The following is a 22,831-nucleotide window of genomic DNA, read 5'->3' on the forward strand; positions in this document are numbered from 1 at the left end:
CCTTCGACGTGATCAGCCCTGCAGGGCGAAGCAGGGCTCGGAGTAGTCGTAGCCCTCGGCCGTCGGTCCGGCCTTCATCTCCTGCGTGATCGAGACGCCGGTCGGCGCCTTCGCGTCGACCTTCGAGATGACGCTCTGACGCCACGCGACGTCGTTCGGCTCACCGGTCTGGTTGAAGGCGTCGTCGGGCAGGATGCCCTCGTAGTCGACGCTGTCCAGCTCGGTCGAGGCCTTCACGAGGTTCTCGCGCGAGATGCCGCCGTCCATGTCGGCCGCGGCCTTGAGCGCCGCCAGCAGCGGGTACTCCCACACCCAACCGGCGGTGTAGCCGTCGCTCGGGGCCTCGACGTCGCCGAGGGCCTCGCGCATCGCCGCGTGCCCGTCGGTCTCGGTGCCCCACGGACCCCACGGACCGGCCTGGAAGTACATCGCCTCGAGCGCCGGCTTGGCCTCGGTCTGCAGCAGTGCCGGGTTCCACGTCGGGCTCGAGCCGACGACCGTGCCCTGCCAGCCCTGCGCGGCGGCGCCGCCCAGGATCGTGGCCATCTCGGCCGGGCCCGTCGTGACGTAGACGAGGTCGGGCTTCTCCTTGAGGACCGCCGCGACCGCGCCGGCCTGGTTGTCCTGACCGGTCGCCGTCTCGATGTCGACGAACTCGAGGCCGTGCGCCTCGGCGGCGACCTTGACGCCCGCGGACGCGTCTCCGCCGTAGTCGTTCGGGTAGTGGATCGCGAGCACCTTGGCCTTGACGCCACGGTTCTCCACGGCCCAGTCGACGCCGTTCATGGCCTCGAAGCAGTAGTTCGCGCCCGACTGCAGGATCTGGTCCTCGAAGTCCCACGCCGAGTTCCACGACGCCGGGATGCCGATGACGTCGTCGGACTTCATGTCGTCGAGGATCGCGAGGGTCTGCGACGAGCCGAGGGTCTGCGCCAACGCGAGGATGTCGTCGCGCATCTCCTGGTACTTCTTGTTGTGGATCTCCGGGTTGTACTCCGCGTCCGCCACGTACTTCTCGACGTTGACGTCGTAGCCGCCGACGCCGCCGTCCTTGTTCACCTTGTCCCAGAACGCCTTCTGGGCGTCGGTGATCGGGACGGCCAGCGGCGCGAACGGACCCTTCGTGAGGTCCGAGATCACGCCCAGGTAGATGCAGCCGTTGTCCTTGTTCACCGCTTCGGGGCAGGCCTCGTCGGTGATGCCCGGTCCCGCTGCGCTGCTGTCGTCGTCGCCTCCGCCTCGACAGCCGGTCAGCACGAGGGCCGCCACCGCCGCACCGGCGACCACGCGGGTCAACTTTCGGTGTTGCTTCATCGTTTCTTCCTCCTGGGTGTGGGTGACGCGACGTGCGCCACTCGTGACGGCCTCCCTGATGACAGAGCGCCGGGTCTAGTAGGAGAAGGGCCAGCCCTTCCAGTAGTTGCGGATCCGGGTCCAGATGCCGAAGAGTCCGCGGGGTTCGAAGATCAGGAAGCCGATGATCAGCGCGCCGTAGAGGATCGCCTCGAGCTGGAACACCGTCAGGACGCTCTCCAGACCGGGGATCTGGTGCGCGATGGCCTGCGAGATCTTCGGCAGCAAGGCGATGAAGAGGGCACCCATGATCGAGCCGCTGATCGTGGCGACACCGCCGATCAGCACCATCGCGAGGTACTGGATCGACAGCAGCAGGCTGAACGCACCGGGTTCGAAGACGCCGACGACGGCGTAGTACAGCGCGCCGGTGACGCCGGCGAAGAACGACGACATCGCGAACGCCATGAGCTTGTACTTCGTGAGGTCGACCCCGACGACCGCGGCCGCCACGTCCCGGTCGCGGATCGCACCGAACGCCCGGCCGATCCCCGAGCGGGCGATGTTGCGGCCCAGGATCGCGAACACGATGAGGAAGACGAGCGCGAGGAAGAACTGCGCCTGGTAGCGCGAGAGGCCCTCGATCGGCTCCATCGAGGCGAAGTCGATGCCGAGGATCTCGAGCTGGGCGCCGCGACGTCCGACGCCCGGACCGCCGGTGATCGACCGCGCCTCACGGAAGATGTGGTCGCCGATGAACACCAGGCCGAGGGTCACGATCGCGAGGTAGAGCCCGCGCAGCCGGACCGCGAGCGGTCCGACTAACAGGCCCGCGAGCGCCGCGACGATGCCGGCGGACGGCAGCCAGATCCAGATCGGCAGGCCGTAGCCGACGAGCTGGCCGTCGGGGTCGCCGCCGAGGACCGCGCCGGTGTACGCGCCGACGCCGACGAAGAAGGCGTGGCCGAGCGAGACCTGCCCCGCGTAACCCGTGACGAGGTTCAGACCGATCGCGCCGACGGCCGAGATCATGCCCAGGATCAGCACCTGCAGGAGGTCGTCGGTCAGCAGGAACGGCACGAGGAACGAGGCGATCACGAGGCCGACGACTCCGCGCCGCTTGGCCGGGGTGTTGGCCAGGGTGAGGTCCTGCTCGTAGCTCGTGCGCAGCAGCGGGCGGCCACGGACGCCGGTGGACCGGCGAGCCTGCGTCGAGTTGCTCATACGCGCTCGACCTCCTTCGTGCCGAAGAGGCCGTAGGGCCGGATGAGCAACACCACGAACATCAGGGCGTAGGGCGCGACGAGCGCGAAGTTGTTGCCGAGCCACGGCGCGACGTCCGGCTGGTAGACGGCGGTGAGCGACTCGACGATCCCGACGGCCAGGCCACCGATCACGGCACCCTGGATGCTGTCGAGTCCGCCGATGATGATCGCCGGCAGCGCCTTGAGCGCGATGATCCAGGTGTTCTGCTCGAGCCCGGCGCCGCTCGTCGCGACGAACGTGCCCGCGATCGCCGCGAGACCTCCGGCGATCGCCCACGCGAGTGCGAAGATCGCGCCGACCCGGATGCCCTGTGCGAGCGCCGTCTCCTGGTTCAGCGCGGTGGCGCGCATCGCCAGGCCGGCCTTGGCGTAGCGGAAGAACAGCGCCAGGGCGACGACCGTGATCGCGGTGACGATGATGAGCGCCATGCGCTGGTGCGAGATCGACAGTCCCCAGAACTCGTAGCGCTCGCTGCCGTTCGGGAAGGCGATCGACCGGGGGTCCGGGCCCATGTAGCGGTTCGCCAGGATGCGCAGCACGATGTCGACGCCGATCGTGATGATCGCCAGGGTGAACACCGGCTTGCCGACCATGGGGCGCAGCGCGAGCCGCTCGACGATCATGCCGAGCACCGCGCCGAACACGATCGCGACGGCCAGCCCGGGCCAGAACGACAGACCCCACACGGACGTCGCGTGGTACGCGGCGAGTCCGCCGCAGACCATGAGCGCCGGCTGGGCGAAGCTGATGACGTGGGTCGCCTTGTAGATCATGACGAACCCGAGCGCGAGCAGCGCGTAGATGGAGCCCTGCGCGAACCCGTTCAACAGGGACTGGAAGAACGTCGTCATGCCCTCACCCCCGCCTCCGAGGTCGTGTACATGCCCTCGATCTCGTCGTGGAAGCGCTCGGCGATCGCGGAGCGCTTGATCTTCTGGGTGGCGGTCAGCTCGCCCGTCTCGTGGTCGAGCTCCTTCGGCAGCATCGAGAACCGCTTGATCGTCTCGACGGCGGCGAACTTGCGGTTCGTCTCGTCGACGATTTCCTGCACGAGCGCGACCACCTCGGGCTTCTCGGACAGGTCGCGATAGGTCGTGAACGCGAGCTTGCGCTCCTGCGCCCAGTTGCCGACCGTGTCGAGCTCGATCCCGATGAGAGCCGTCAGGTACTTGCGCCGGTCGCCGATCACGATCGCCTCCTTCACGTAGGGCGATGCCTTGAGGCTGTTCTCGATCTCGCTCGGGCTGATGTTCTTGCCGCCGGCCGTGATGATGATGTCCTTGATCCGATCCGTGATCTTGACGTGCGTGCCGTCGACCCACTCGCCGACGTCGCCCGTGTGCAGCCAGCCTTCGGCGTCGATCGTGCGCGCCGTGGCCTCGGGGTTGTTCCAGTAGCCGGCGAACGTGCCCGCGTGGCGGGTGAGGATCTCGCCCGACTCGTCGTCGATGCGGACCTCGGCGCCGACCTGCGGCTCGCCGACCGTGCCGACCTTGACCCGGCCGGCCATGTTGGCGGTGGCGATCGCGGAGTTCTCGGTCATCCCGTAGACCTCGTGCATCCGGATGCCGATGCCCATGAAGAACTCGAGCACCTCCGGCGCGATCGGGGCGGCGCCCGATGCCGCGTAGCGCACCTTCGCCAGGCCGAGTCGCTCGCGCAGTGGCCGGTAGAGGCACACCCAGCCGACGGCGTAGACCGCCCGGGTGGCGCCGGTGTGGCGACCCTCGTTCGCCACGAGGGTGCGACCGATCCACGCCGCGCGCGACATCCAGAACTCGAAGCTGCGCCGCTTGAACCACGAGGCGCCGCTCATCCGGATGTGCACGCCGGCCGCGATCTTCTCCCAGATCCGCGGGACGCCGAACAGGATCGTCGGCTGGACCTCGCGCAGCGCCTGCTGCACCGTCTCGATCGACTCGGCGAAGTTCACCTGCGAGCCGACGGCGGCGTTGAACCACGTCGTGAAGACGCGTTCGGCGACGTGGCACAGCGGCAGGTACGACACGACGAGGTCGCGGTCGCTGGCCGGCGGGTCGACGAAGGCACCCCCCGACTGCAGGGTCTCGATGACGAACTCGATGTTCGAGATCGTCAGCATCGCGCCCTTGGGCGGGCCCGTCGTGCCGGACGTGTAGACGAGCGTCGCGAGGTCGTCCGAGGTCGCCGCCTCGATCCGCTCGGTGAGCGCGTCGGGGTGGTCGGCACGGTGCTGCTCGCCGAGCGCGATGAAGTCGTCCCAGAACAGCAGGCGCTCGTCCTCGTAGCGCCCCCGGATACCGCGCGGCTCGAGGTAGACGACGCTGCGCAGGGCGGGCAGGTCGTCGGCGATCTCGAGCCACTTGTCGACCTGCTCCTGGTCCTCGGCGATGAGCACGCAGGTGCCGGAGTCGCGCAGGACGTGCAGCACCTCGGGCGCCGGGTTCGTCGGGTAGAGGCCGACGGTCGCCGCGCGCGCGGCGGTGATGCCGATGTCGCTGAAGAGCCACTCGCGCCGGTTCTCGCTGTGGATCGCGACCCGGTCGCCGGGCTCGACGCCCAGGGCCAGCAGGGCGTGCCCGACGAGTGTCGCGCGGTCCCAGTAGCGCGCCCAGGACACCTCCTCCCACAGTCCGTGGTCCTTCTCGCGCATCGCGACGCGGTCGGGCGTCTCCTGCGCGCGGGTCCTGATCCGCTGGGCCAGGGTGTTCCGGGCCACGGTGCTCGTCATGCGAGTTCCCCCTGCACCTGCTCGACGACGGAGTCCTCGACGGGCCCGAGATAGGCCCGGATGACGTCCGGATGGTTCTGCACCTCGAGTGGGGTGCCGGTCGCGACGGGCTTGCCGAAGTCCATCGCCATGACCCTGTCGGCCAGTCCCATGACCAGTCCCATGTCGTGCTCGACGAGGATCATCGGAACGTGCAGCTCGTCGCGGATGTCGAGGATGAATCGCGCCATGTCCTCGGTCTCCTCGCCGTTCATGCCGGCGACGGGCTCGTCGAGCAGCAGCAGCTTCGGCTCCATCGCGAGCGCGCGGCCCAGCTCGATCCGCTTCTGCACGCCGTAGGGCAGCATCCCCACGGGCAGCTGGCGGTAGCTCTCGATCTCGAGGAAGTCGATGATCTCCTCCACGCGACGCCGGTTGACGACCTCGTGGCGCTTGGCCTTGCCGAACCAGGCCACGGCGGACGGCCAGCCGTAGCCGAGGTGGCCGTGCCGGCCGAGCATGAGGTTGTCGACGACGTCGAGGTTCTCGAACAGCTCGATGTTCTGGAACGTGCGCGCCATGCCGAGGCCGGCGATCTGGTGGGGCCGGAGCCCGCGCAGGTCCTGGCCGGCGAAGTCGACGGTGCCCTGCTGGGGCCGGTACACGCCCGAGAGCACGTTGAAGATCGAGGTCTTGCCGGCGCCGTTCGGGCCGATGACGGCGAACAGCTCGTCCTCGAAGACGTCGAAGTCGACGCCCTGCAGCGCCTTCACGCCGGAGAAGCTCAGCGAGACATCCCGGACGGAGACAACAGGTTCAGACATCGGTACTCCCGAGAACGGATGGACGGTTGGTCGGCTCACCCGAGCGGGCCGGACCACGGCTCAGCCAGAGGGAGGCGGTGTGCGTACCGGGGAAGCGCCACGGGGCCAAGGGCGTGTCGGCCAACTGCCGACGTTCAGGTGACGGCATCAGGACAACCAGCGCTTCCTGCGCTTGTAGTGCTTGATGTCGCGGTAGTTGGTGGCCAGCTCGCCGCGACCGAGGTAGAAGTCGCGGATGTCCTCGTCGTCGAGCAGTTCGGCGGCGGGCTTGTCCATCACGACCTTGCCGTGCTCCATGACGTAGCCGTGCTGGGCGATCGACAGCGCCATCGTGGCGTTCTGCTCGACCAGCAAGACGGTCGTGCCGCGCTCGTTGACCTGCACGACGATGTCCTTGATCTGCGAGACGATGCGCGGGGCCAGGCCCAGGCTCGGCTCGTCGAGCAGGATGATCTCGGGCTGGGCGACGAGGGCGCGGCCCATCGCGAGCATCTGCTGCTCGCCGCCGGACAGGTAGCCCGCCGTGTTGCGACGCCGCTCCTTGAGCACGGGGAAGAGCTCGTAGACCTCCTCGATCCCCTCGGCGAGTCCGCCCTTGCGGGTGTGGCCGCCGACGCGCAGGTTCTCCTCGACGGTGAACTCGGCGAACACGCGCCGGCCCTCGAGGACCTGCCCGAGCCCGGCCGACACGATCTTCGGCGCGTCCCACGTGGTGATGGGGGTGTCCTTGAGCCGGACCTCGCCCTTGGTGATCTCTCCGTCGTGGATGTCGAGCAGGCCCGACAGGGCCCTCAGCAGCGTGGTCTTCCCGGCTCCGTTGGCGCCCAGGAGCGCGACGATGCTGCCGTCCGGCACCGTCAGGCTCACGCCACGAAGGACCAGGATGACGTCGTTGTAGACGACTTCCAGGTTCTTGACCGTCAGCAAGCGTTTTCCTCCTCGACGATCGACTTCTCGATCGAAAACGTGAGCACATCCTCACACAGGGTGTGAGTCAAGTCACCATCTATCCTCACATAGTGTGTAAATAGTTTCGCCCCGGGCTCGTCCGGGACGGAGGACGATGGAGCGGTGAGCACCATGGAGTACCGGCAGACCGACGGCCGCATGCAACGCAGCGAGCGCACCCGGGCCCAGATCGTCGCGGCGCACGCGGCTCTGCTGCGTGAGGGCGTCCTGCGGCCCACCGCCGCGCAGATCGCGGACCGGGCCGGTGTCTCGCGCCGCACCCTGTGGTCGAACTTCAAGGACATGGAGGGCCTGCTCCAGAGCACCGTCGAGCACTGGTTCCGCCTCGATGACGAACTGCGCGCCGAGATCGACCTCGACGCCCCGCTCGACGAGCGGATCACCCAGTTCTGCGCCGAGCGCGAGCGCCGCCTGGTGAACATCTCCCCGGCCGCCCGGGCGGCACTGCTGGCCGAGCCGTGGTCAGCGGCCCTGCGCGACAGCCGCGACGGGCACATCGGACGGGTGCGCGCCGACCTCGAGCGAGCCTTCGCCGCCGAGATCGACCGGGCCGCGGAGCCGGACCTGCTGCTCGACGCCCTCACGGCCGTCACGAGCTGGAACGCCTGGTCGCTGCTCGCCGACGACCACCACTACTCGTCGCAGCGGTGCCGCCAGATCATGGAGCTCTCGCTGCGCTCGCTGCTGTCCGCCTGAGGGCGGTCGACCCGAGCTCGGGTCAGCCGCGGGCGCCGAGCGTGGCGGCGCCGATGATGCCCGCGTTGTTGCGGTGCGTCGCCGGGACGATCGGGGTGCGCAGGTTGAGCAGGGGCAGGAAGTCGTCGGCGTTCTTGCTCACGCCGCCGCCAACGACGAACAGGTCGGGCGACAGGATCTTCTCGAGGTGCGCGAAGTAGACCTGCAGGCGCTCGGCCCACTCCTGCCAGGAGAGTTCCTCGCGCTCGTGGGCGCTCGCGGCGCACCACTTCTCGGCGTTCGGGTGCCCGGCGACCTCGAGGTGACCGAACTCGGTGTTCGGCACGAGGGTGCCGTCGGCGATCAGCGCCGTGCCGATCCCGGTGCCGAGCGTCACGACGCAGACGACGCCGTCGACGTCGCGCGCGGCACCGTGGTCGTTCTCGGCGACCCCGGCGGCATCGGCGTCGTTGACGACGTGGACGGGCCGGCCCAGCACCTGGGTGAACAGGGCATCGACGTCGGTGTCGATCCACGACGGGTCGATGTTGGCCGCGGAGCGCGCGACGCCGTGCTGCACGACCGCGGGGATCGCGACGCCGATCCGGGCGGAACCCTCGGCCTCGGGGAAGTGCGCCACGATCTGGGCGGCGACCTCGGCGACCGCCTCGGGCGTGGCCGGGCGCGGCGTCGGGATGCGGAAACGCTCGGCGACGAGCGTGCCCTCCGTGAGGTCGACGGGGGCCCCCTTGGTGCCCGTTCCGCCGATGTCGATCCCGAACCCGATGACCATGGCAGCACCCTAGCGGGCAGGCGTGTCGCAGGGGCGGGACCGTAGGGTGTGCCCATGGCTGGTGGACTGGTGGCACTGCTCGACGACGTCGCCGCGCTCGCGCGTCTGGCGGCCGCCTCGATCGACGACATGGGTGCCGCCGCGGGCAAGGCGAGCGCGAAGGCGGCCGGCGTGGTCGTCGACGACGCCGCCGTGACCCCGCGCTACGTGCACGGCGTCGATCCGAAGCGTGAGCTGAGCATCATCGGGCGCATCGCGAAGGGCTCCCTGCGCAACAAGATGCTGTTCATCCTGCCGGGCCTGCTGGTGCTGAGCCAGTTCCTGCCGTGGGTGCTCACGCCGCTGCTCATGGTCGGCGGCACGTACCTGTGCTTCGAGGGTGCCGAGAAGGTCTGGCACGTCCTGCGCCCGCACCACGAGCACACCGAGGAGCCGCGCAGCGCCCACGGCCCCGAGGCGGAGAAGGAGGTCGTGTCCGGCGCGATCCGCACCGACTTCATCCTGTCCACCGAGATCATGGTCATCGCGCTCAACGAGGTCGCGCACGAGCCGCTCGTCTCCCGCGCGATCATCCTGGCGATCGTGGCGCTGCTCATCACGGCACTCGTCTACGGCGTCGTCGCACTCATCGTGCGGATGGACGACATCGGCGTGGGGCTGGCCGAGCGCCGGTCGAGGTTCGCGCAGCGCTCGGGCCGCGTGCTGGTCAAGGCCATGCCCAAGGTGCTCTCGGCGCTCTCGACGATCGGCATCGTCGCGATGCTGTGGGTCGGCGGGCACATCCTGCTGGCCGGCTCCGACGACCTCGGCTGGCACTGGCTCTACGGCAAGGTGCACGACCTCGAGCACTGGATCGCCGACGTCATGCCGTTCGCCGACGGCGCCTTCGAGTGGGTCGCCAACACCCTGGCCTCGGCGACCCTGGGCCTCGTGGTCGGCGCCGTCGTCGTCGTGATCGTCACCTCGATCAAGCGACTTCGCCCCCGCTCGGCTCACTGAGCGTCTGCGGCTCACGGAGCCCGACATGTGTAGCGAAACCCACCCTTTCGCAGTCGTGTGAGACCGGAAGGGGTGGGTTTCGCTACACATCTGGCGCGCGGGTGCGCGCGGGGGTCAGCGCTCCTCGGTGCCGGCGATGAAGGCCTCGAGGCGCACGCGGCCCTCGGTGTCCTCACGCTGCTCCGGCGGCGACTTCATCAGGTACGACGAGGCCGACAGGAGCGGGCCCGCGATGCCGCGGTCCTTGGCGATCTTCGCCGCGCGGATCGCGTCGATGATGATGCCCGCCGAGTTCGGCGAGTCCCACACCTCGAGCTTGTACTCCAGGTTCAGGGGCACATCGCCGAACGCGCGACCCTCGAGGCGGACGTACGCCCACTTGCGGTCGTCGAGCCACGCGACGTAGTCCGACGGACCGATGTGGACATTCTTGTCCTCGATCTTGCCGGCCAGCGGACCGTTGAGGTTCGACGTGACGGCCTGCGTCTTCGAGACCTTCTTGGACTGCAGACGCTCGCGCTCGAGCATGTTCTTGAAGTCCATGTTGCCGCCGACGTTCAGCTGGTACGTGCGATCCAGCGTGACGCCGCGGTCCTCGAACAGCTTGGCCATGACGCGGTGCGTGATGGTCGCGCCGACCTGGCTCTTGATGTCGTCGCCGATGATCGGGACGCCCGCCTCCTCGAACTTCGCGGCCCACTCGGGGTCGGACGCGATGAACACCGGGAGCGCGTTGACGAACGCGACCTTGGCGTCGATCGCGCACTGCGCGTAGAACTTGTCGGCCGCCTCCGAGCCCACGGGCAGGTAGGAGACGAGGACGTCGGCCTGCGTGTCCTTCAGGACCTGCACGACGTCGACCGGCTCGGCGTCGGACTCCTCGATCGTCTCGAGGTAGTACTTGCCCAGGCCGTCGAGCGTGTGACCACGCTGGACCGTCACGCCGGTCGGCGGGACGTCGGCGATCTTGATGGTGTTGTTCTCGCTGGCCTGCGTCGCCTCGGCGAGGTCGAAGCCGACCTTCTTCGCGTCGACGTCGAACGCGGCGACGAACTCGACGTCGTTGACGTGGTACGGGCCGAACTGGACGTGCATGAGCCCGGGAACGGTGCCCTCGGGATCGGCGTCCTTGTAGTACTCAACGCCCTGGATCAGGGACGTGGCGCAGTTGCCGACGCCCACGATGGCCACGCGGATCTTGTTCTCCGAACTCATGGAGACCTCACTTTTCCTTGTCTGTCGTGATGCTGTCTTCGTGCTCCGTGAACGCGTCCGCGCGCTCCCGGTCGATCAACTCGGTCAGCCAGCTGATCTCGCGCTCGACCGACTCGAGGCCGTGGCGCTGCAGTTCTCGGGTGTAGGCGTCCATCCGCTCTCGGCGACTGGCCGCTGCACCCCGGACGTTCTCGAGTCGTTCCTCGAGGCGGGACCGGCGCCCTTCGAGGATCCGGACCCTGGTGGGCGAGCTGGTCCGCGCGAAAAGCGCGAACCGCACCCCAAAGTTCTCGTCGTCCCACGCCGACGGACCGCCGTCCTCGAGCAGCGAGGTGAAGTACTCCTTGCCCTCGGCGGTCAGCCGGTAGACGATCCGCGGGCGCTTCGTGCGCAGCGGAGCCTCCGTGTCGGCGGTGATGAGGCCGGCACGCGTCAACTGCTTGAGGCAGGGGTAGAGCGTGCCGTACGACAGCAGTCGGGTCCACCCGAGCAGGGCGTTCACGTGCTTGCGCAGCTCGTAGCCGTGCATGGGCGAATCCGCGAGCAGGCCGAGCACGGCCAACTCCAGTGCTGCTCCCCGCCGGGCCATCTCGCCTCCTCGTACTGACATGTCGACACGTTTGTCTGTATCGAGACGATACATCGTCTCGTTGTCTCGAGTGAAGAGGCTCGGCGATGTGACGCACGTCGCACCAACCGGTCGGTCATCCGTTTCTCAGGAACACCCGTCACACTGGATCGCTGGCACGACTGTCGTGGAAAGGACCCGATTCGTGGCGAAGAAGCGCGCGACGACGAAGAAGCGCCCCCTGTCCCGGTTCGTCCGGGCGATCGGTGGCAACGGCTCATGGCCGGTGCGCACCCTGAGGTGGCTGCTCTTCCTGATCGTCACCGGCACCATCGCCGGTGCCGCACTGATCGCGGTGCTGTACGCGACGATCGACATCCCCGACCCCAACGCCGACTTCCAGACGCAGACGACGAACGTCTACTACGCCGACGGCAAGAGCAAGATCGGCAGCTTCGCGACGCAGGACCGCGAGAGCCTCGACTACGACGAGATCCCGCAGGTCATGAAGGACGCGGTCGTCGCGGCCGAGGACCGGACGTTCTGGGAGAACCAGGGCGTCGACGTCAAGGGCATCGTCCGCGCGGCGCGCGACAACGCCACGAGCGGCCAGATCACCGGCGGCGGCTCGACCATCACGCAGCAGTACGTGAAGATCCTCTACCTGACCCAGGAGCGCTCCTACACGCGCAAGGTCAAGGAGGCCATCCTCTCGGTCAAGATCCACAACCAGCTGTCCAAGGAGGAGATCCTCGGCGGCTACCTCAACACGATCTACTACGGCAACGGCGCGTACGGCGTCGAGGTCGCCTCGCAGACGTACTTCGGCAAGCCGGCCGCCGAGCTCAACACGAAGCAGGCCGCCTTCCTCGCGACCGTCGTCAACAGCCCCTCCTACTACGACCCCTACGTCGAGGGTGCCGAGGAGCGGATCATCCCGCGATACAACTACGTCATCGACGGCATGGTCAAGAAGGGCGCGATCACGGCCGAGCAGGGTGCGAAGCTCACCGACCACCTGCCGAAGTTCAAGAAGCAGAAGGCCAACGAGCGCTACCGCGGCACGAAGGGCTACCTGCTCGAGCTCGTCCGTCAGCAGATGCGGTCCGTCGGCTTCTCCGACCCCGAGGTCGACGGCGGCGGTCTGCGGATCGTCACGACGTTCGACAAGGAGAACCAGGCCGACGCCGTGGACGCGATGAAGGAGGTCCGTCCCGACGGCCTCAAGGAGCTCAACACCGCGCTCGTGTCCGTCGAGCCCGGAACGGGTGCCGTCAAGGCGCTCTACGGCGGCCCGGACTACCTCGAGAACCAGTTGAACTGGGCGACGCTGCGTACGCAGCCGGGCTCGACGTTCAAGGCCTTCGCCGTCGTCGCGGCGCTCGAGAACGGGTACAGCCTGCAGTCGCGGCTCAACGGCAACTCGCCGCTCAAGATCGGCGACGCCGAGATCGAGAACCAGGGCGACAGCGGCGGCAGCTCGTACGGTTACATCAGCCTGGAGAAGGCCACCGAGCACTCGGTCAACACCGCCTTCGCCGACCTCACCGACCAGATGGACGACGGCGCCGAGAAGATCCTCGAGTCCGCCCGCGAGGCCGGCATCCCGCAGGCGACGATCGACACGATCGAGCCGGTCATCAGCACCTCGCTGGGCTACGCGCCCGTCTCGCCGATCGACATGGCGAACGCCTACGCGACGATCGCGGCCGAGGGCAAGCGCGCCGACTGGTACGTCATCGACACGGTCGAGGACGCGCAGGACGCGCAGGTCTACAAGCACTCCGTCTCGACGACGCAGGCGATCGACGAGGAGGTCGCGGCGGACACGATGGCGGCGCTGCAGACCACCGCGAAGACCGGTACCGGCGTGAAGGCGCGCACCGTGTGCACGATCGGCGGCAAGACCGGAACGGCCACCGCGACGGACTCCAGCGGCGAGAACACCCGGGTCTCGTCCTCGTGGTTCATCGGCACGTCGCCGAAGCTCACGACCGCCGTGATGTACAACCGCGGCAAGGGCAACGAGCAGCTCGAGGGCTACCTCAACCCGTTCTACGGCGGCACGTACCCGGCGCTGACGTTCAAGGCCTACATGGACCAGGCGCTCGACCCGAGTGACTGCGGCGAGTTCCCCCCGCGCGCCAACATCAAGGCCGACGAGGGCACGACGATCCGCGACTCCGGCGACGACAAGAAGAAGGACGACTCGCCGAAGACGAAGAAGACGACGTCGCCCAAGACCGAGGCGCCGACGACCCCGGCTCCGACGACGCCGGCTCCGACGACGCCCGCGCCCACCACGCCGCCGCCGACGACGGACCCGACGCCCGATCCGACGGTGCCGACGATCGACGCGCCCGGGTCGGGCGGCTGACGGTCAGACCTCGGTGATCGTGTCGAACGACGCAATTGTGTAGCGCACCTGCGCTGCGACGGTGTCGCCGACGAGCGGCACCGTCGCTCCGCGCGGCAGCAGGATCATGCTGGCCTGCATGTGCGGCGGCTCGACGAACCAGCGCTGCCTGCCGTCGACCACGAAGGGCGAGAGCGCCAGGCCCGCGGCGGCGAGTCCGCCCTTGGCCGCCGCCTTGCCGCGTCCGGCCACGCCCGACACCGCACGCGGTGCCTCCAGGCCGATGCCGTGGCTCGTGCCGCCGGCCACCACGAGCAGGTGACCGTGGGCGGGAACGCGGCCCTGGCGGTAGCCGACCCGCTCGCCACGCTCGACCGCGTGCACGTCGAGGACGGTCGAGCGCACCTCGAACGTCGAGAGCTCACCGAGCCACAGCGACGTGCCCACCCGGGGGCGGATCGTCAGGTGCGGGCGCAGGGCGCGCAGGTCCCCGAGCTCCATGGGCGTCAGGTGCGAGCAGAAGACCGTCGTGGTCGCCAGCGCCGAGGCCTCGAGGACGGCGCACCACTGCTGCGCCTCGGCGAGGTTCGCGCCCGCCATCGGCAGGTGGATCGCGAAGCCCTCGAGCACGAGGCCGGAGTCGGTGATCGCGCGGGCGGCGTCGGCGAGGTGGTGACGGTCGAGGCCGTGCCGCGCCATCGATGTCTCGGCCTCCACGACGACCCGCGCGCCGGGCTGCTGCGCGGCCAGTGGGGCGATGTCCTCGACCCGGCTGACGGTGTGCACGAGCCGGGGGTCGACGACGCGCGGCGAGAACGGCCGCCACGGCGTGAGCACCTGGATGTCACCGGGGAACGCGCCGAGCACCTCGGCGGCCTCCTCGTACGTGCCGACGGCCACGAGGTCGACGCCGAGCCGGAACGACTCGCCCGCGATCCGCTGGCGTCCCAGGCCGTATCCGTTGCCCTTGATGACCGGAACCAGCCCCGGGACGGAGGCGTGGACGCGCTCGAGGTGGGCCCGCCAGGGCAGGGCACTGATCGTGAGGTCGAACGCCATGGGTCCATCATGACCGAGGCCGCCCGCCGGCGACCGACCAGCAGGTCCACCGGTGGTCGAGCAGCAGTCGCTCCCGGTGATCGAGTAGCCGCGGCGAGGACCAGGAGGTCCCGGTGATCGAGTAGCCGCGGCGAGGGACGAGCCGGGCGTATCGAGATCACCTTCGCCTCGCGTCTGCGCCCTCGTCCTCCGCTCGCCTCGATCCACCGGTGGTCTCGGTACGCGTCTCGCTGCGCTCGCCGCTACTCGACCCGCCGACGTCCTCGCGCGCGGAGCGCGCTCAGCGTCGGCGCATGTACGCGGTGAAGGCGGCGTAGAGCGGCGTGTTGAGGACGAGATCCCACTCGCCGAGGTACTCCACGGCCTCCCCGCCCGTGCCGACCTTGAACTGCAGCAGGCCGACGTGCGAGTCGTTGCTGTCGAGGGTGTCGGTGATGCCGCGCAGGTCGTAGACCTCGGCCCCGGCGGCGAGCGCGTCGCGCACCATCTGCCACTGCACGGCATTGGACCCGCGGACCTCGCGCTTGGCGGTGGTCGATGCGCCGTAGGAGTACCAGGCGTGCGTGCCGACCCGCACGAGCGTCGTGGCCGCGACGAGATCGCCCTCGTGGTGGGCCAGGTAGAGCCGCAGCCGCTCCGGATCCTCGGCCGTCATGGCGTCCCACATCGTCTCGAAGTACGACAGCGGGCGGGGGGTGAAGTGGTCCCGCTCGGCGGTCTCGGCGTAGACCCGGTGGAACTCGGCGAGGTCGGCGCGGGTGCCCTGCGTGACCTCCACGCCGAGCTTCGCGGCCTTGCGGATGTTGCGCCGCCACAGCTGGTTCATGCCGGCGAGCACGTCGTCCTCGGAGCGACCGGCGAGGCGGACCTGGAAGTTGTACTTCGGCTGGCCGGCCGAGAAGCCGGACTCGGTGGCCTGCTCGCGCCAGCCGAGTCGGCGCAACTGCTCACCCACGGCGATCGCGGCGTCGTCGCGCTCGTCGGCCGGGACGTCCGCGAGCCGTGTGAGTGCCTCGTCGGCGAGCGCCGCCTTGAGCGTGGCCGCACCCCATCGCCGCGTCACGACCGGGGGCCCGATGCGGATGCCGAACGCGCCGGCGGCCTTGAGGTGCCGGCGCAGCGCCTCGAGCGCCGGCGCGACGTCGCCGCCGGTCCAGTCCAGGACCGGACCCTCGGGCAGGTACGCCAGGTACCGCTTGAGCCGTGGCACCTTCCGGTAGAGCACCAGACCGACGCCGACGAGGTCGTCGCCGACGAACCAGCCGATCGACTCGCCACGCCACTCGGGCTTCACGGCGGCCCACGCGGGGGTCTGCAGGAAGCTGGCGGTGCCGCGAGCGGCGACGAACGCCAGGTGCTCGTCTGCCGAGATGGTCCGCACGTCCCAGGTTCCGGTCACCCCCTGAGGCTATCCAACGGGTCTTGTTAGGCTGGCCTAACCAACCATCGGAGGGAATCCCGTGAAGAGCTTCGCCGCGACCGTGCTCGGTCGCCGAGAGTTGACCCCGCACCTCGTCTCGATCACGTTGGGCGGCCTCGACGGCTGGAGATCGACGGGGATCCCCGACGAGTACGTGCGACTCCTGCTGCCGCCGCGGCCGGGCGTCGAGGTGCAGTTGCCGCAGATCGGCGACGACTACTCGTTCACCTACCCCGAGGGTGCCGAGGAACTGGCATTGCGCGTCTACACGATCTCGGACCACCGCGTCGTCGACGGCGACGTCCGGGTCGACGTGGACATCGCGCTGCACGAGCACGGAGTCGGTTCGGACTGGGCGCGCTCGTGCCGTCCGGGCGACGTCGTGGGGATCATCGAGCCGCACGGCCTCTACAAGCCGGCCGAGGACGCACTGCACCAGATCCTCGTGTGCGACATCACCGGCGTCCCGGCACTCGCGCGGATCCTGCGCGACCTCGATCCCCGGGTGCGCGTCGAGGCGCACGTCGTCATCACCGACCCGGCCGACGAGGTGCCGCTGCCCACGCGCGCCGACCTCACCGCGACGTGGCAGGTCGTCGAGGACGATCACCTGATCCCCGACGCGCTCGAGCTGGCCGTCCGGACCCGCGACCTGCCCGTCGATCCGGCCGGTCACTACGTGTGGCTGGCCGGCGAGGCCCGGGCCAACCGCGGCGTGCGCAAGCACCTGCGGCGCGAGCTGGGCTGGCCGCAGTCGGCGTTCTACACGTGCGGCTACTGGCAGATCGAGGCCGAGAAGTGGAACGCCCGCTACGAGCAGGTCGCCGTCGAGGTCCAGGCCAAGGCGGAGGCCGCCTACGCGCGGGTGGGCGAGGACGAGGGCGCGTACCTCGACGAGCTCATCGAGATCTACGAGTCCGCCGGCCTCTGACACGTCGGCCGCGGCGGCGCGACCGACCGCGGCGGCCGGGGGTCACGCCACGTACGAGACCGGGCGCGCGGGGGTGATCAGCAGCGGCATGCCCGCCTCGCTCGGCGTGCGGTTGCCCTTCTTGTGATTGCAGCGCAGGCAGGCCGCGACGGCGTTCTCCCACGTCAGCGTCCCGCCGCGCGAGCGCGGCACGACGTGGTCGACGGTCTCGGCGTGACCGCCGCAGTAGGCGCACGCCTTGTCGCGGGCCTTGATCGCGCTCTTGGTGCACAGGTGGGACCGGCGATGCATCCACCGGGCCACGACGTAGCGGACCAGGCGCAGCACCTTGGGACGGGGGAAGGGACCGAACGTGCCGTCGCCCAGCTCCTCGATGACGGCCACCTCGCGCACGAGCATCTTGATCGCGTGGCGCAGGGACACGCGTTGCAGCGGCTCGTAGCTCGCGTTCAGCACCAGGACGTCACCAGCGGTCATGGGCGGGCCCCTTTCCGCTACGAAGCGTAACCGCCGCGCTGCAATCGCAGGCACAACTCGCGCTGAAACACGGAAGTGACAAACCCGCCCTAGGGTGGTCCTCGTGACCGAGGCGAAGCTGTTCGACGGATATGGGCCGGTCGCGGGCTACGACGAGATGTACGCGCAGTCAGGAGTCCGCGACGTGTACGCCGCGGTGTACGCGGCGTTCGAGAAGATGCCCTCCGAGGAGGTGCGTCAGCGCGCCGAGGGACTGGCCTCGTCCTACCTCGAGCAGGGCATCACGTTCGGCGTCGCCGGCGAGGAGCGCCCCTTCCCGCTCGACATCGTGCCGCGCATCATCGAGGCCGACGCGTGGGACCACGTCGAGTCGGGCGTCAAGCAGCGGGTCAAGGCGCTCGAGGCCTTCCTCGCCGACGCCTACGGCTCGGGAGACCTGTTCAAGGACGGGGTCGTCCCGCGCGACACGGTCGTCACGTCGACCCACTACCACCGCATCGTCGCCGGCATCGAGCCCGCGAACGGCGTCCGCGTGCACGTCTCGGGCATCGACCTGATCCGCGACGGCAACGGCGACTTCCGGGTGCTGGAGGACAACGCCCGGGTCCCCTCGGGCGTCTCGTACGTCATGACCAACCGTCGAGCGATGTCCGGCGGCCTGCCCGAGGTGTTCGCGCACCACCGCATCCGCCCGGTCGCGCGCTACTCACGCCAGCTGCTCGCCGCCCTGCGCGCCGCGGCACCGGCCGGCATCAGCGATCCGACGGTCGTCGTGCTGACGCCGGGCGTCTACAACTCGGCCTACTTCGAGCACACCCTGCTCGCGCGCACGATGGGCGTCGAGCTCGTCGAGGGCCGCGACCTCGTGTGCCACGGCGGTCGCGTCATGATGCGCACGACCGACGGCCTCGCGCCCGTGCACGTGATCTACCGCCGGATCGACGACGAGTTCCTCGATCCGCTCGCGTTCCGCGCCGACTCGGCGCTCGGCGTGCCCGGGCTCATCAACGCGGCGCGGGCCGGCAACGTCACGATCGCCAACGCGGTCGGCAACGGCGTCGCGGACGACAAGCTGCTCTACACGTACGTGCCCGACCTGATCCGCTACTACCTGGCGGAGGAGCCGATCCTGCAGAACGTCGACACGTGGCGCTGCGGTGATGCCGACCAGCGCGAGGAGGTGCTCGACCGGCTCGACGAGCTCGTCCTCAAGCCCGTCGATGGCTCGGGCGGCAAGGGCATCGTGATCGGCCCGGCGGCCACGCGTGAGGAGCTCGACGAGCTGCGCGTCAAGGTGCTCGAGGCGCCACGCGACTGGATCGCCCAGCCGGTCGTCTCGCTCTCGACCGTGCCCACCCTCGTCGAGGACGGCATCCGGCCGCGCCACGTCGACCTGCGGCCGTTCGCGGTCAACGACGGCGATGACGTGTGGGTCCTGCCGGGCGGACTGACCCGGGTCGCGCTGCCGGAGGGCGAGCTGATCGTGAACTCCAGCCGCGGAGGCGGGTCGAAGGACACGTGGGTGCTCGCGCGGCCGACCGAGCCGGTCGAGGAGCCGGACGACGACGACCCGGTGACCACCACCATGACGCAGAGCATGGCTCCCATCACCGTGCCGCTGAGGGGTGACGACTGATGCTCAGCCGGATCGCCGAGTCCCTGTTCTGGATCGGGCGCTATCTCGAGCGCGCCGACTCCACCGCCCGCCTGCTCGACGTGCAGATGCAGGTGCTGGTCGAGGACCCCGCCACCGACGAGGTCAGCAGCTGCCAGCAGCTGTTCGCCGTCATGGGCGTCGACGACTTCGCGGGCGTGCCGAACCGCTGGTCGATGCTCGACCTGCTGGCCTACGACCAGCAGGCGCCCACGTCCATCGCGGCCGTCCTCGGGTCGACGCGCGAGGCCGCCCGCAGCGCCCGCGAGACGCTCTCGACCGACATCTGGTCCGCGATCAACACGACGTGGCAGGGCGTTCCCGCAGCCACGTCGATGCGCCCCGTCGAGATGTTCAACTGGGTCCGCCGGCGCACGGCCATGATCGCCGGCACGGCCGACGCGTCGATGCCTCGCGACCAGGGCTGGTACTTCTACGTGCTGGGTCGCAGCATCGAGCGCGCCGACATGACCGCCCGGCTGCTGTCCACCGCGGCGAGCGCGGGCGGCTCGGGCGTCGCATGGCCCAACGCCCTGCGCGCCTGTGGCGCCTACGAGAGCTTCCTGCGCACCTATCGCGGCATCGAGCGCGACCGCGCCGCCGCCGAGTACCTGCTGCTCGACCGCTGGTTCCCGCGCTCGGTCATCTCGAGCCTCAACGAGGCCGAGCGTGCGCTGGCCCGGCTCGACGTCGTCGGCCGGCGGGCGGGCTTCTCCGACGAGGCGCTGCGCCTGCTGGGCCGCGCCCGCACCGAGATCGAGTACCGGCCACTCGGCGAGATCCTCGACACGATGCCGTTCGAGATGGAGCGGCTGCAACGCGCCTGCTCGGCGGCCAGCGATGCCATCACCTCGCGGTACTTCGCGCAGGAGGACTGGCACGTGTGGAAGGGAAGGGTGTCGTTGTGAGGGAGTTCGCATGAGCATGCAGATGCGCGTCCGGCACGCGACGACCTACACGTACGAGGAGCCGACCGGCGCGTCGTACAGCGAGGCGCGGCTGACCCCGCAGACGACGGCCGACCAGTACGTGCGGCGCTCGCGGCTCGACGTCTCGCCGACGGCGTGGTCGCAGGAGTACCGCGACTACTGGGGCGCCACCGTCACGGCGTTCGAGGTCACCGAGCCGCACGAGGAGCTGACGGTCGTCGCGACGTCGATCGTCGACACCGCCGACCGCGCCCCGAAGGGCTCGTCGATCACGTGGGACGACCTCGACGCGAAGACGCTCGACCGGTTCTGCGAGTTCGTCAGCCAGCAGGTCAAGGTCGCCCCGCCCGCCGAGCTCGTCGCCGAGCTCGACACGATCCGGGCGGGTGCGCCCACGCCCGGCGCCTACGTCGCCGGCGTGTGCGAGCTGCTGCGGTCGCGGATCAAGCGGCTCGTCGCGGCCACCCACGTCACGAACTCGGCGCAGGAGACGTGGACGCTCGGCAAGGGCGTCACCCACGACATCACCCACGTCGCGATCGGGGCGCTGCGGCACGCGAACGTCCCGGCCCGGTTCGTCGCCGGGTACGTGCATCCCGACGCGGACCCCGAGATCGACGCCACCGTGACGACCGAGCCGCACGCCTGGCTCGAGTGGTGGGACGGCCGTTGGGTCGGCTGGGACGTCACGAACGGCGAGGCGCCCGGCGAGCGCCACATCGTGGTCTCGCGCGGTCGCGACTTCGACGACAACCCCAACCTGCGCGGCATCTACGCGACCGAGGGCACGGTGCACACGACCGTTGAGGTGGAGATCACCCGGCTGGCCTGAAACAGTGAGGTCATGAGCACCGAGTGGACCAGCAATCGCGTTCCCGAGACCCATCGGCCGTGGCAGGCCGATGCCGATCGCTACCAGGGCCTGGAGTACCGACGGGTCGGCCGGTCCGGACTGCTGCTGCCGCCGATCAGTCTCGGCCTGTGGTGGAACTTCGGCGACAACCGCACGTTCGACGCCCAGCGCACGGTCCTGCGGCACGCCTTCGACCTCGGCATCACGCACTTCGACCTGGCCAACAACTACGGCCCGCCGTACGGCTCGGCCGAGGAGAACTTCGGCCGCATGCTGCGGGGTGACTTCGGTCCGTACCGCGACGAGCTCGTGATCTCCTCGAAGGCCGGCTGGGACATGTGGCCCGGACCGTACGGCTTCCTGGGCTCGCGCAAGCACCTACTGGCGAGCCTCGACGCCTCGTTGCAGCGCATGGGCCTGGACCACGTCGACATCTTCTACTCGCACCGCGCGGACCCGGACACGCCGCTCGAGGAGACGATCGGCGCCCTCGACACCGCCGTCCGCCAGGGCAAGGCGCGGTACGTCGGCATCTCCTCCTACTCGCCCGAGCGGACGCAGCGGGCCGCGGAGATCGCCGCCGACCTCGGCACGCCGCTCGTGATCCACCAGCCGTCGTACTCGATGGTCAACCGGTGGGTCGAGGACGGCCTGTTCGACACCCTCGAGGACGTCGGGATGGGCTCCATCGCGTTCACGCCGCTCGCGCAGGGCCTGCTCACCGACCGGTACCTCGGCGACGAGCCCGTCGACCGGGCCGGCGGGCGCACGTCCTTCGACGCGAGCGTGGCGGAGGCGAACCGCGACCGGCTGCTCGGCCTGGCCGACCTCGCGGGCGATCGCGGCCAGACCCTCGCGCAGCTCGCGATCTCGTGGGTGCTGCGGCCGGGAGCGGCGACGTCCGCCCTGATCGGGGCCTCGCGCGTCGAGCAGCTTGACGAGAACGTCGCGGCCGCGGCGAACACCGACTTCACCGACGACGAGCTCGCCCGCATCGACGAGCTGACGGGCCACGACGGCGACTCGCGCATCGACCTGTGGGGCGGATCGGCCGAAATCGTGTAACTCACAGTGACACCCTGCTGATCCGAGTGGGCCGGTCGCATAGGCTTCCGCCATGGAGCAGACCGTCGCGGCCCACGCACTCGACCTCGTGAAGACCTACGGCAAGGGCGATGCCGAGGTGCGCGCCCTCGACGGCGTCTCCGTCGAGATCTACGCGGGCGAGTTCACCGCGATCATGGGGCCGTCCGGCTCGGGCAAGTCGACGCTCATGCACTGCATGGCCGCGCTCGACGCGCCCAGCGGCGGTCGCGTGACGATCGGCGAGACCGCGCTGGCCAAGCTCGACGACAAGGCTCTCACGCTCATGCGCCGCGAGAAGATCGGCTTCGTCTTCCAGGCCTTCAACCTCGTGCCCACGCTGACGGCCGAGGAGAACATCCTGCTGCCGCTGTCGATCGCGGGGAAGAAGCCCGATCCGGACTGGTACGCGAACGTCATCGAGGCCGTCGGCCTGGCCGACCGGCTCAAGCACCGGCCCAACGAGATGTCGGGCGGTCAGCAGCAGCGCGTCGCGTGTGCCCGCGCGCTCGTCAGCCGGCCGTCGATCGTGTTCGCCGACGAGCCGACCGGCAACCTCGACTCGACGTCGGGCGCCGAGGTCCTGTCGTTCCTGCGCCACAGCGTCGACGAGTTCGGCCAGACGATCGTCATGGTCACCCACGACCCCCACGCCGCGAGCTACACCGACCGCGTGGTCTTCCTCGCCGACGGCCGGGTCGTGTCCGAGCTGCGCGAGCCGACCGCCGAGAAGGTGCTCGAGCGCATGAGCGCGGTCCAGCGCCGGATCGGGTTGTGA

At 69.5% G+C, this 22,831-nt stretch carries 21 protein-coding genes; 9 read left to right on the forward strand and 12 right to left on the reverse strand.

Annotated elements, in window-relative coordinates; translation table 11 throughout:
* Positions 1–12 precede the first annotated feature (12 nt).
* The 6 genes from ACT26F_RS13705 to ACT26F_RS13730 form a co-directional block, all read right to left on the reverse strand.
* Complete coding sequence (locus ACT26F_RS13705; RefSeq protein ID WP_471671103.1) at positions 13–1,314, reverse strand: ABC transporter substrate-binding protein; 1,302 nt, start codon at positions 1,312–1,314, stop codon at positions 13–15.
* A gap of 75 nt (positions 1,315–1,389) precedes the next feature.
* Positions 1,390–2,517, reverse strand: coding sequence for a branched-chain amino acid ABC transporter permease (locus ACT26F_RS13710; protein ID WP_471671104.1), 1,128 nt, complete (start codon positions 2,515–2,517; stop codon positions 1,390–1,392).
* Complete coding sequence (locus ACT26F_RS13715) at positions 2,514–3,410, reverse strand: branched-chain amino acid ABC transporter permease (RefSeq protein ID WP_471671105.1); 897 nt, start codon at positions 3,408–3,410, stop codon at positions 2,514–2,516. The genes ACT26F_RS13710 and ACT26F_RS13715 overlap by 4 nt, the downstream gene beginning before the upstream one ends.
* Positions 3,407–5,269, reverse strand: coding sequence for an AMP-dependent synthetase/ligase (locus tag ACT26F_RS13720; RefSeq protein WP_471671106.1), 1,863 nt, complete (start codon positions 5,267–5,269; stop codon positions 3,407–3,409). The genes ACT26F_RS13715 and ACT26F_RS13720 overlap by 4 nt, the downstream gene beginning before the upstream one ends.
* Positions 5,266–6,072 (reverse strand): ABC transporter ATP-binding protein, encoded by an 807-nt coding sequence (locus tag ACT26F_RS13725; protein ID WP_471671107.1) that lies wholly within the window; start codon positions 6,070–6,072, stop codon positions 5,266–5,268. Before ACT26F_RS13725 ends, ACT26F_RS13720 begins: the two co-directional genes overlap by 4 nt.
* Positions 6,073–6,219: 147 nt before the next feature.
* Positions 6,220–6,999 (reverse strand): ABC transporter ATP-binding protein, encoded by a 780-nt coding sequence (locus tag ACT26F_RS13730; protein WP_471671108.1) that lies wholly within the window; start codon positions 6,997–6,999, stop codon positions 6,220–6,222.
* Between the two features lie 153 nt (positions 7,000–7,152).
* Here ACT26F_RS13730 and ACT26F_RS13735 point away from each other — a divergent pair, with 153 nt between their 5' ends.
* Positions 7,153–7,737 carry a TetR/AcrR family transcriptional regulator gene (locus ACT26F_RS13735; RefSeq protein ID WP_471671689.1) on the forward strand — a complete coding sequence of 195 codons (585 nt, stop codon included), beginning with the start codon at positions 7,153–7,155 and terminating at the stop codon, positions 7,735–7,737.
* Between the two features lie 22 nt (positions 7,738–7,759).
* Here ACT26F_RS13735 and ppgK read toward each other — a convergent pair whose 3' ends face one another.
* A complete protein-coding gene (ppgK, locus tag ACT26F_RS13740) occupies positions 7,760–8,509 on the reverse strand; it encodes a polyphosphate--glucose phosphotransferase (protein WP_471671109.1) in 750 nt (249 codons plus the stop codon).
* 54 nt (positions 8,510–8,563) lie between these two features.
* Between ppgK and ACT26F_RS13745 the strand changes: the two genes are divergently transcribed.
* Positions 8,564–9,508 (forward strand): DUF808 domain-containing protein, encoded by a 945-nt coding sequence (locus ACT26F_RS13745; RefSeq protein WP_471671110.1) that lies wholly within the window; start codon positions 8,564–8,566, stop codon positions 9,506–9,508.
* A gap of 114 nt (positions 9,509–9,622) precedes the next feature.
* On the opposite strand, the gene ACT26F_RS13750 is transcribed toward ACT26F_RS13745, so the two are convergent.
* Both ACT26F_RS13750 and ACT26F_RS13755 read right to left on the reverse strand, forming a co-directional pair.
* On the reverse strand, positions 9,623–10,723 hold the full coding sequence (locus tag ACT26F_RS13750) for an inositol-3-phosphate synthase (RefSeq protein WP_471671111.1): 1,101 nt from the start codon (positions 10,721–10,723) through the stop codon (positions 9,623–9,625).
* A 7-nt stretch (positions 10,724–10,730) separates the two neighbouring features.
* The gene (locus tag ACT26F_RS13755; RefSeq protein WP_471671112.1) at positions 10,731–11,312 is read right to left on the reverse strand and encodes a helix-turn-helix transcriptional regulator; all 582 of its coding nucleotides are present in this window, start codon (positions 11,310–11,312) and stop codon (positions 10,731–10,733) included.
* A gap of 184 nt (positions 11,313–11,496) precedes the next feature.
* Here ACT26F_RS13755 and ACT26F_RS13760 point away from each other — a divergent pair, with 184 nt between their 5' ends.
* A complete protein-coding gene (locus ACT26F_RS13760) occupies positions 11,497–13,668 on the forward strand; it encodes a transglycosylase domain-containing protein (protein ID WP_471671113.1) in 2,172 nt (723 codons plus the stop codon).
* Positions 13,669–13,671: 3 nt separating this feature from the next.
* Here the strand turns inward: ACT26F_RS13760 and ACT26F_RS13765 are convergent, their stop codons facing one another.
* Both ACT26F_RS13765 and ACT26F_RS13770 read right to left on the reverse strand, forming a co-directional pair.
* On the reverse strand, positions 13,672–14,706 hold the full coding sequence (locus ACT26F_RS13765; RefSeq protein ID WP_471671114.1) for an alanine racemase: 1,035 nt from the start codon (positions 14,704–14,706) through the stop codon (positions 13,672–13,674).
* A 280-nt stretch (positions 14,707–14,986) separates the two neighbouring features.
* Positions 14,987–16,105: a lipid II:glycine glycyltransferase FemX gene (locus ACT26F_RS13770; protein WP_471671115.1), complete on the reverse strand. Its 1,119-nt coding sequence runs from the start codon at positions 16,103–16,105 to the stop codon at positions 14,987–14,989.
* Positions 16,106–16,166: 61 nt separating this feature from the next.
* On the opposite strand from ACT26F_RS13770, the gene ACT26F_RS13775 reads away from it, so the two are divergent.
* Positions 16,167–17,057: a siderophore-interacting protein gene (locus ACT26F_RS13775; protein WP_471671116.1), complete on the forward strand. Its 891-nt coding sequence runs from the start codon at positions 16,167–16,169 to the stop codon at positions 17,055–17,057.
* Positions 17,058–17,099: 42 nt separating this feature from the next.
* Here the strand turns inward: ACT26F_RS13775 and ACT26F_RS13780 are convergent, their stop codons facing one another.
* Positions 17,100–17,534, reverse strand: coding sequence for an HNH endonuclease (locus ACT26F_RS13780; RefSeq protein WP_471671117.1), 435 nt, complete (start codon positions 17,532–17,534; stop codon positions 17,100–17,102).
* Between the two features lie 103 nt (positions 17,535–17,637).
* On the opposite strand from ACT26F_RS13780, the gene ACT26F_RS13785 reads away from it, so the two are divergent.
* From ACT26F_RS13785 to ACT26F_RS13805, 5 genes are read left to right on the forward strand one after another with little or no spacing between them, the layout of a single operon-like run.
* Positions 17,638–19,170 carry a circularly permuted type 2 ATP-grasp protein gene (locus tag ACT26F_RS13785; RefSeq protein WP_471671118.1) on the forward strand — a complete coding sequence of 511 codons (1,533 nt, stop codon included), beginning with the start codon at positions 17,638–17,640 and terminating at the stop codon, positions 19,168–19,170.
* A complete protein-coding gene (locus ACT26F_RS13790) occupies positions 19,170–20,096 on the forward strand; it encodes an alpha-E domain-containing protein (RefSeq protein WP_471671119.1) in 927 nt (308 codons plus the stop codon). The genes ACT26F_RS13785 and ACT26F_RS13790 overlap by 1 nt, the downstream gene beginning before the upstream one ends.
* Positions 20,097–20,106: 10 nt before the next feature.
* Entirely contained in the window at positions 20,107–20,949 is an 843-nt protein-coding gene (locus ACT26F_RS13795) for a transglutaminase family protein (protein ID WP_471671120.1), read from the forward strand.
* Positions 20,950–20,961: 12 nt separating this feature from the next.
* On the forward strand, positions 20,962–22,035 hold the full coding sequence (gene mgrA / locus ACT26F_RS13800; protein ID WP_471671121.1) for an L-glyceraldehyde 3-phosphate reductase: 1,074 nt from the start codon (positions 20,962–20,964) through the stop codon (positions 22,033–22,035).
* 52 nt (positions 22,036–22,087) lie between these two features.
* Positions 22,088–22,831, forward strand: coding sequence for an ABC transporter ATP-binding protein (locus tag ACT26F_RS13805; RefSeq protein WP_471671122.1), 744 nt, complete (start codon positions 22,088–22,090; stop codon positions 22,829–22,831).

The sequence above is a fragment of the Aeromicrobium sp. SP1 genome (genome assembly GCF_055663785.1).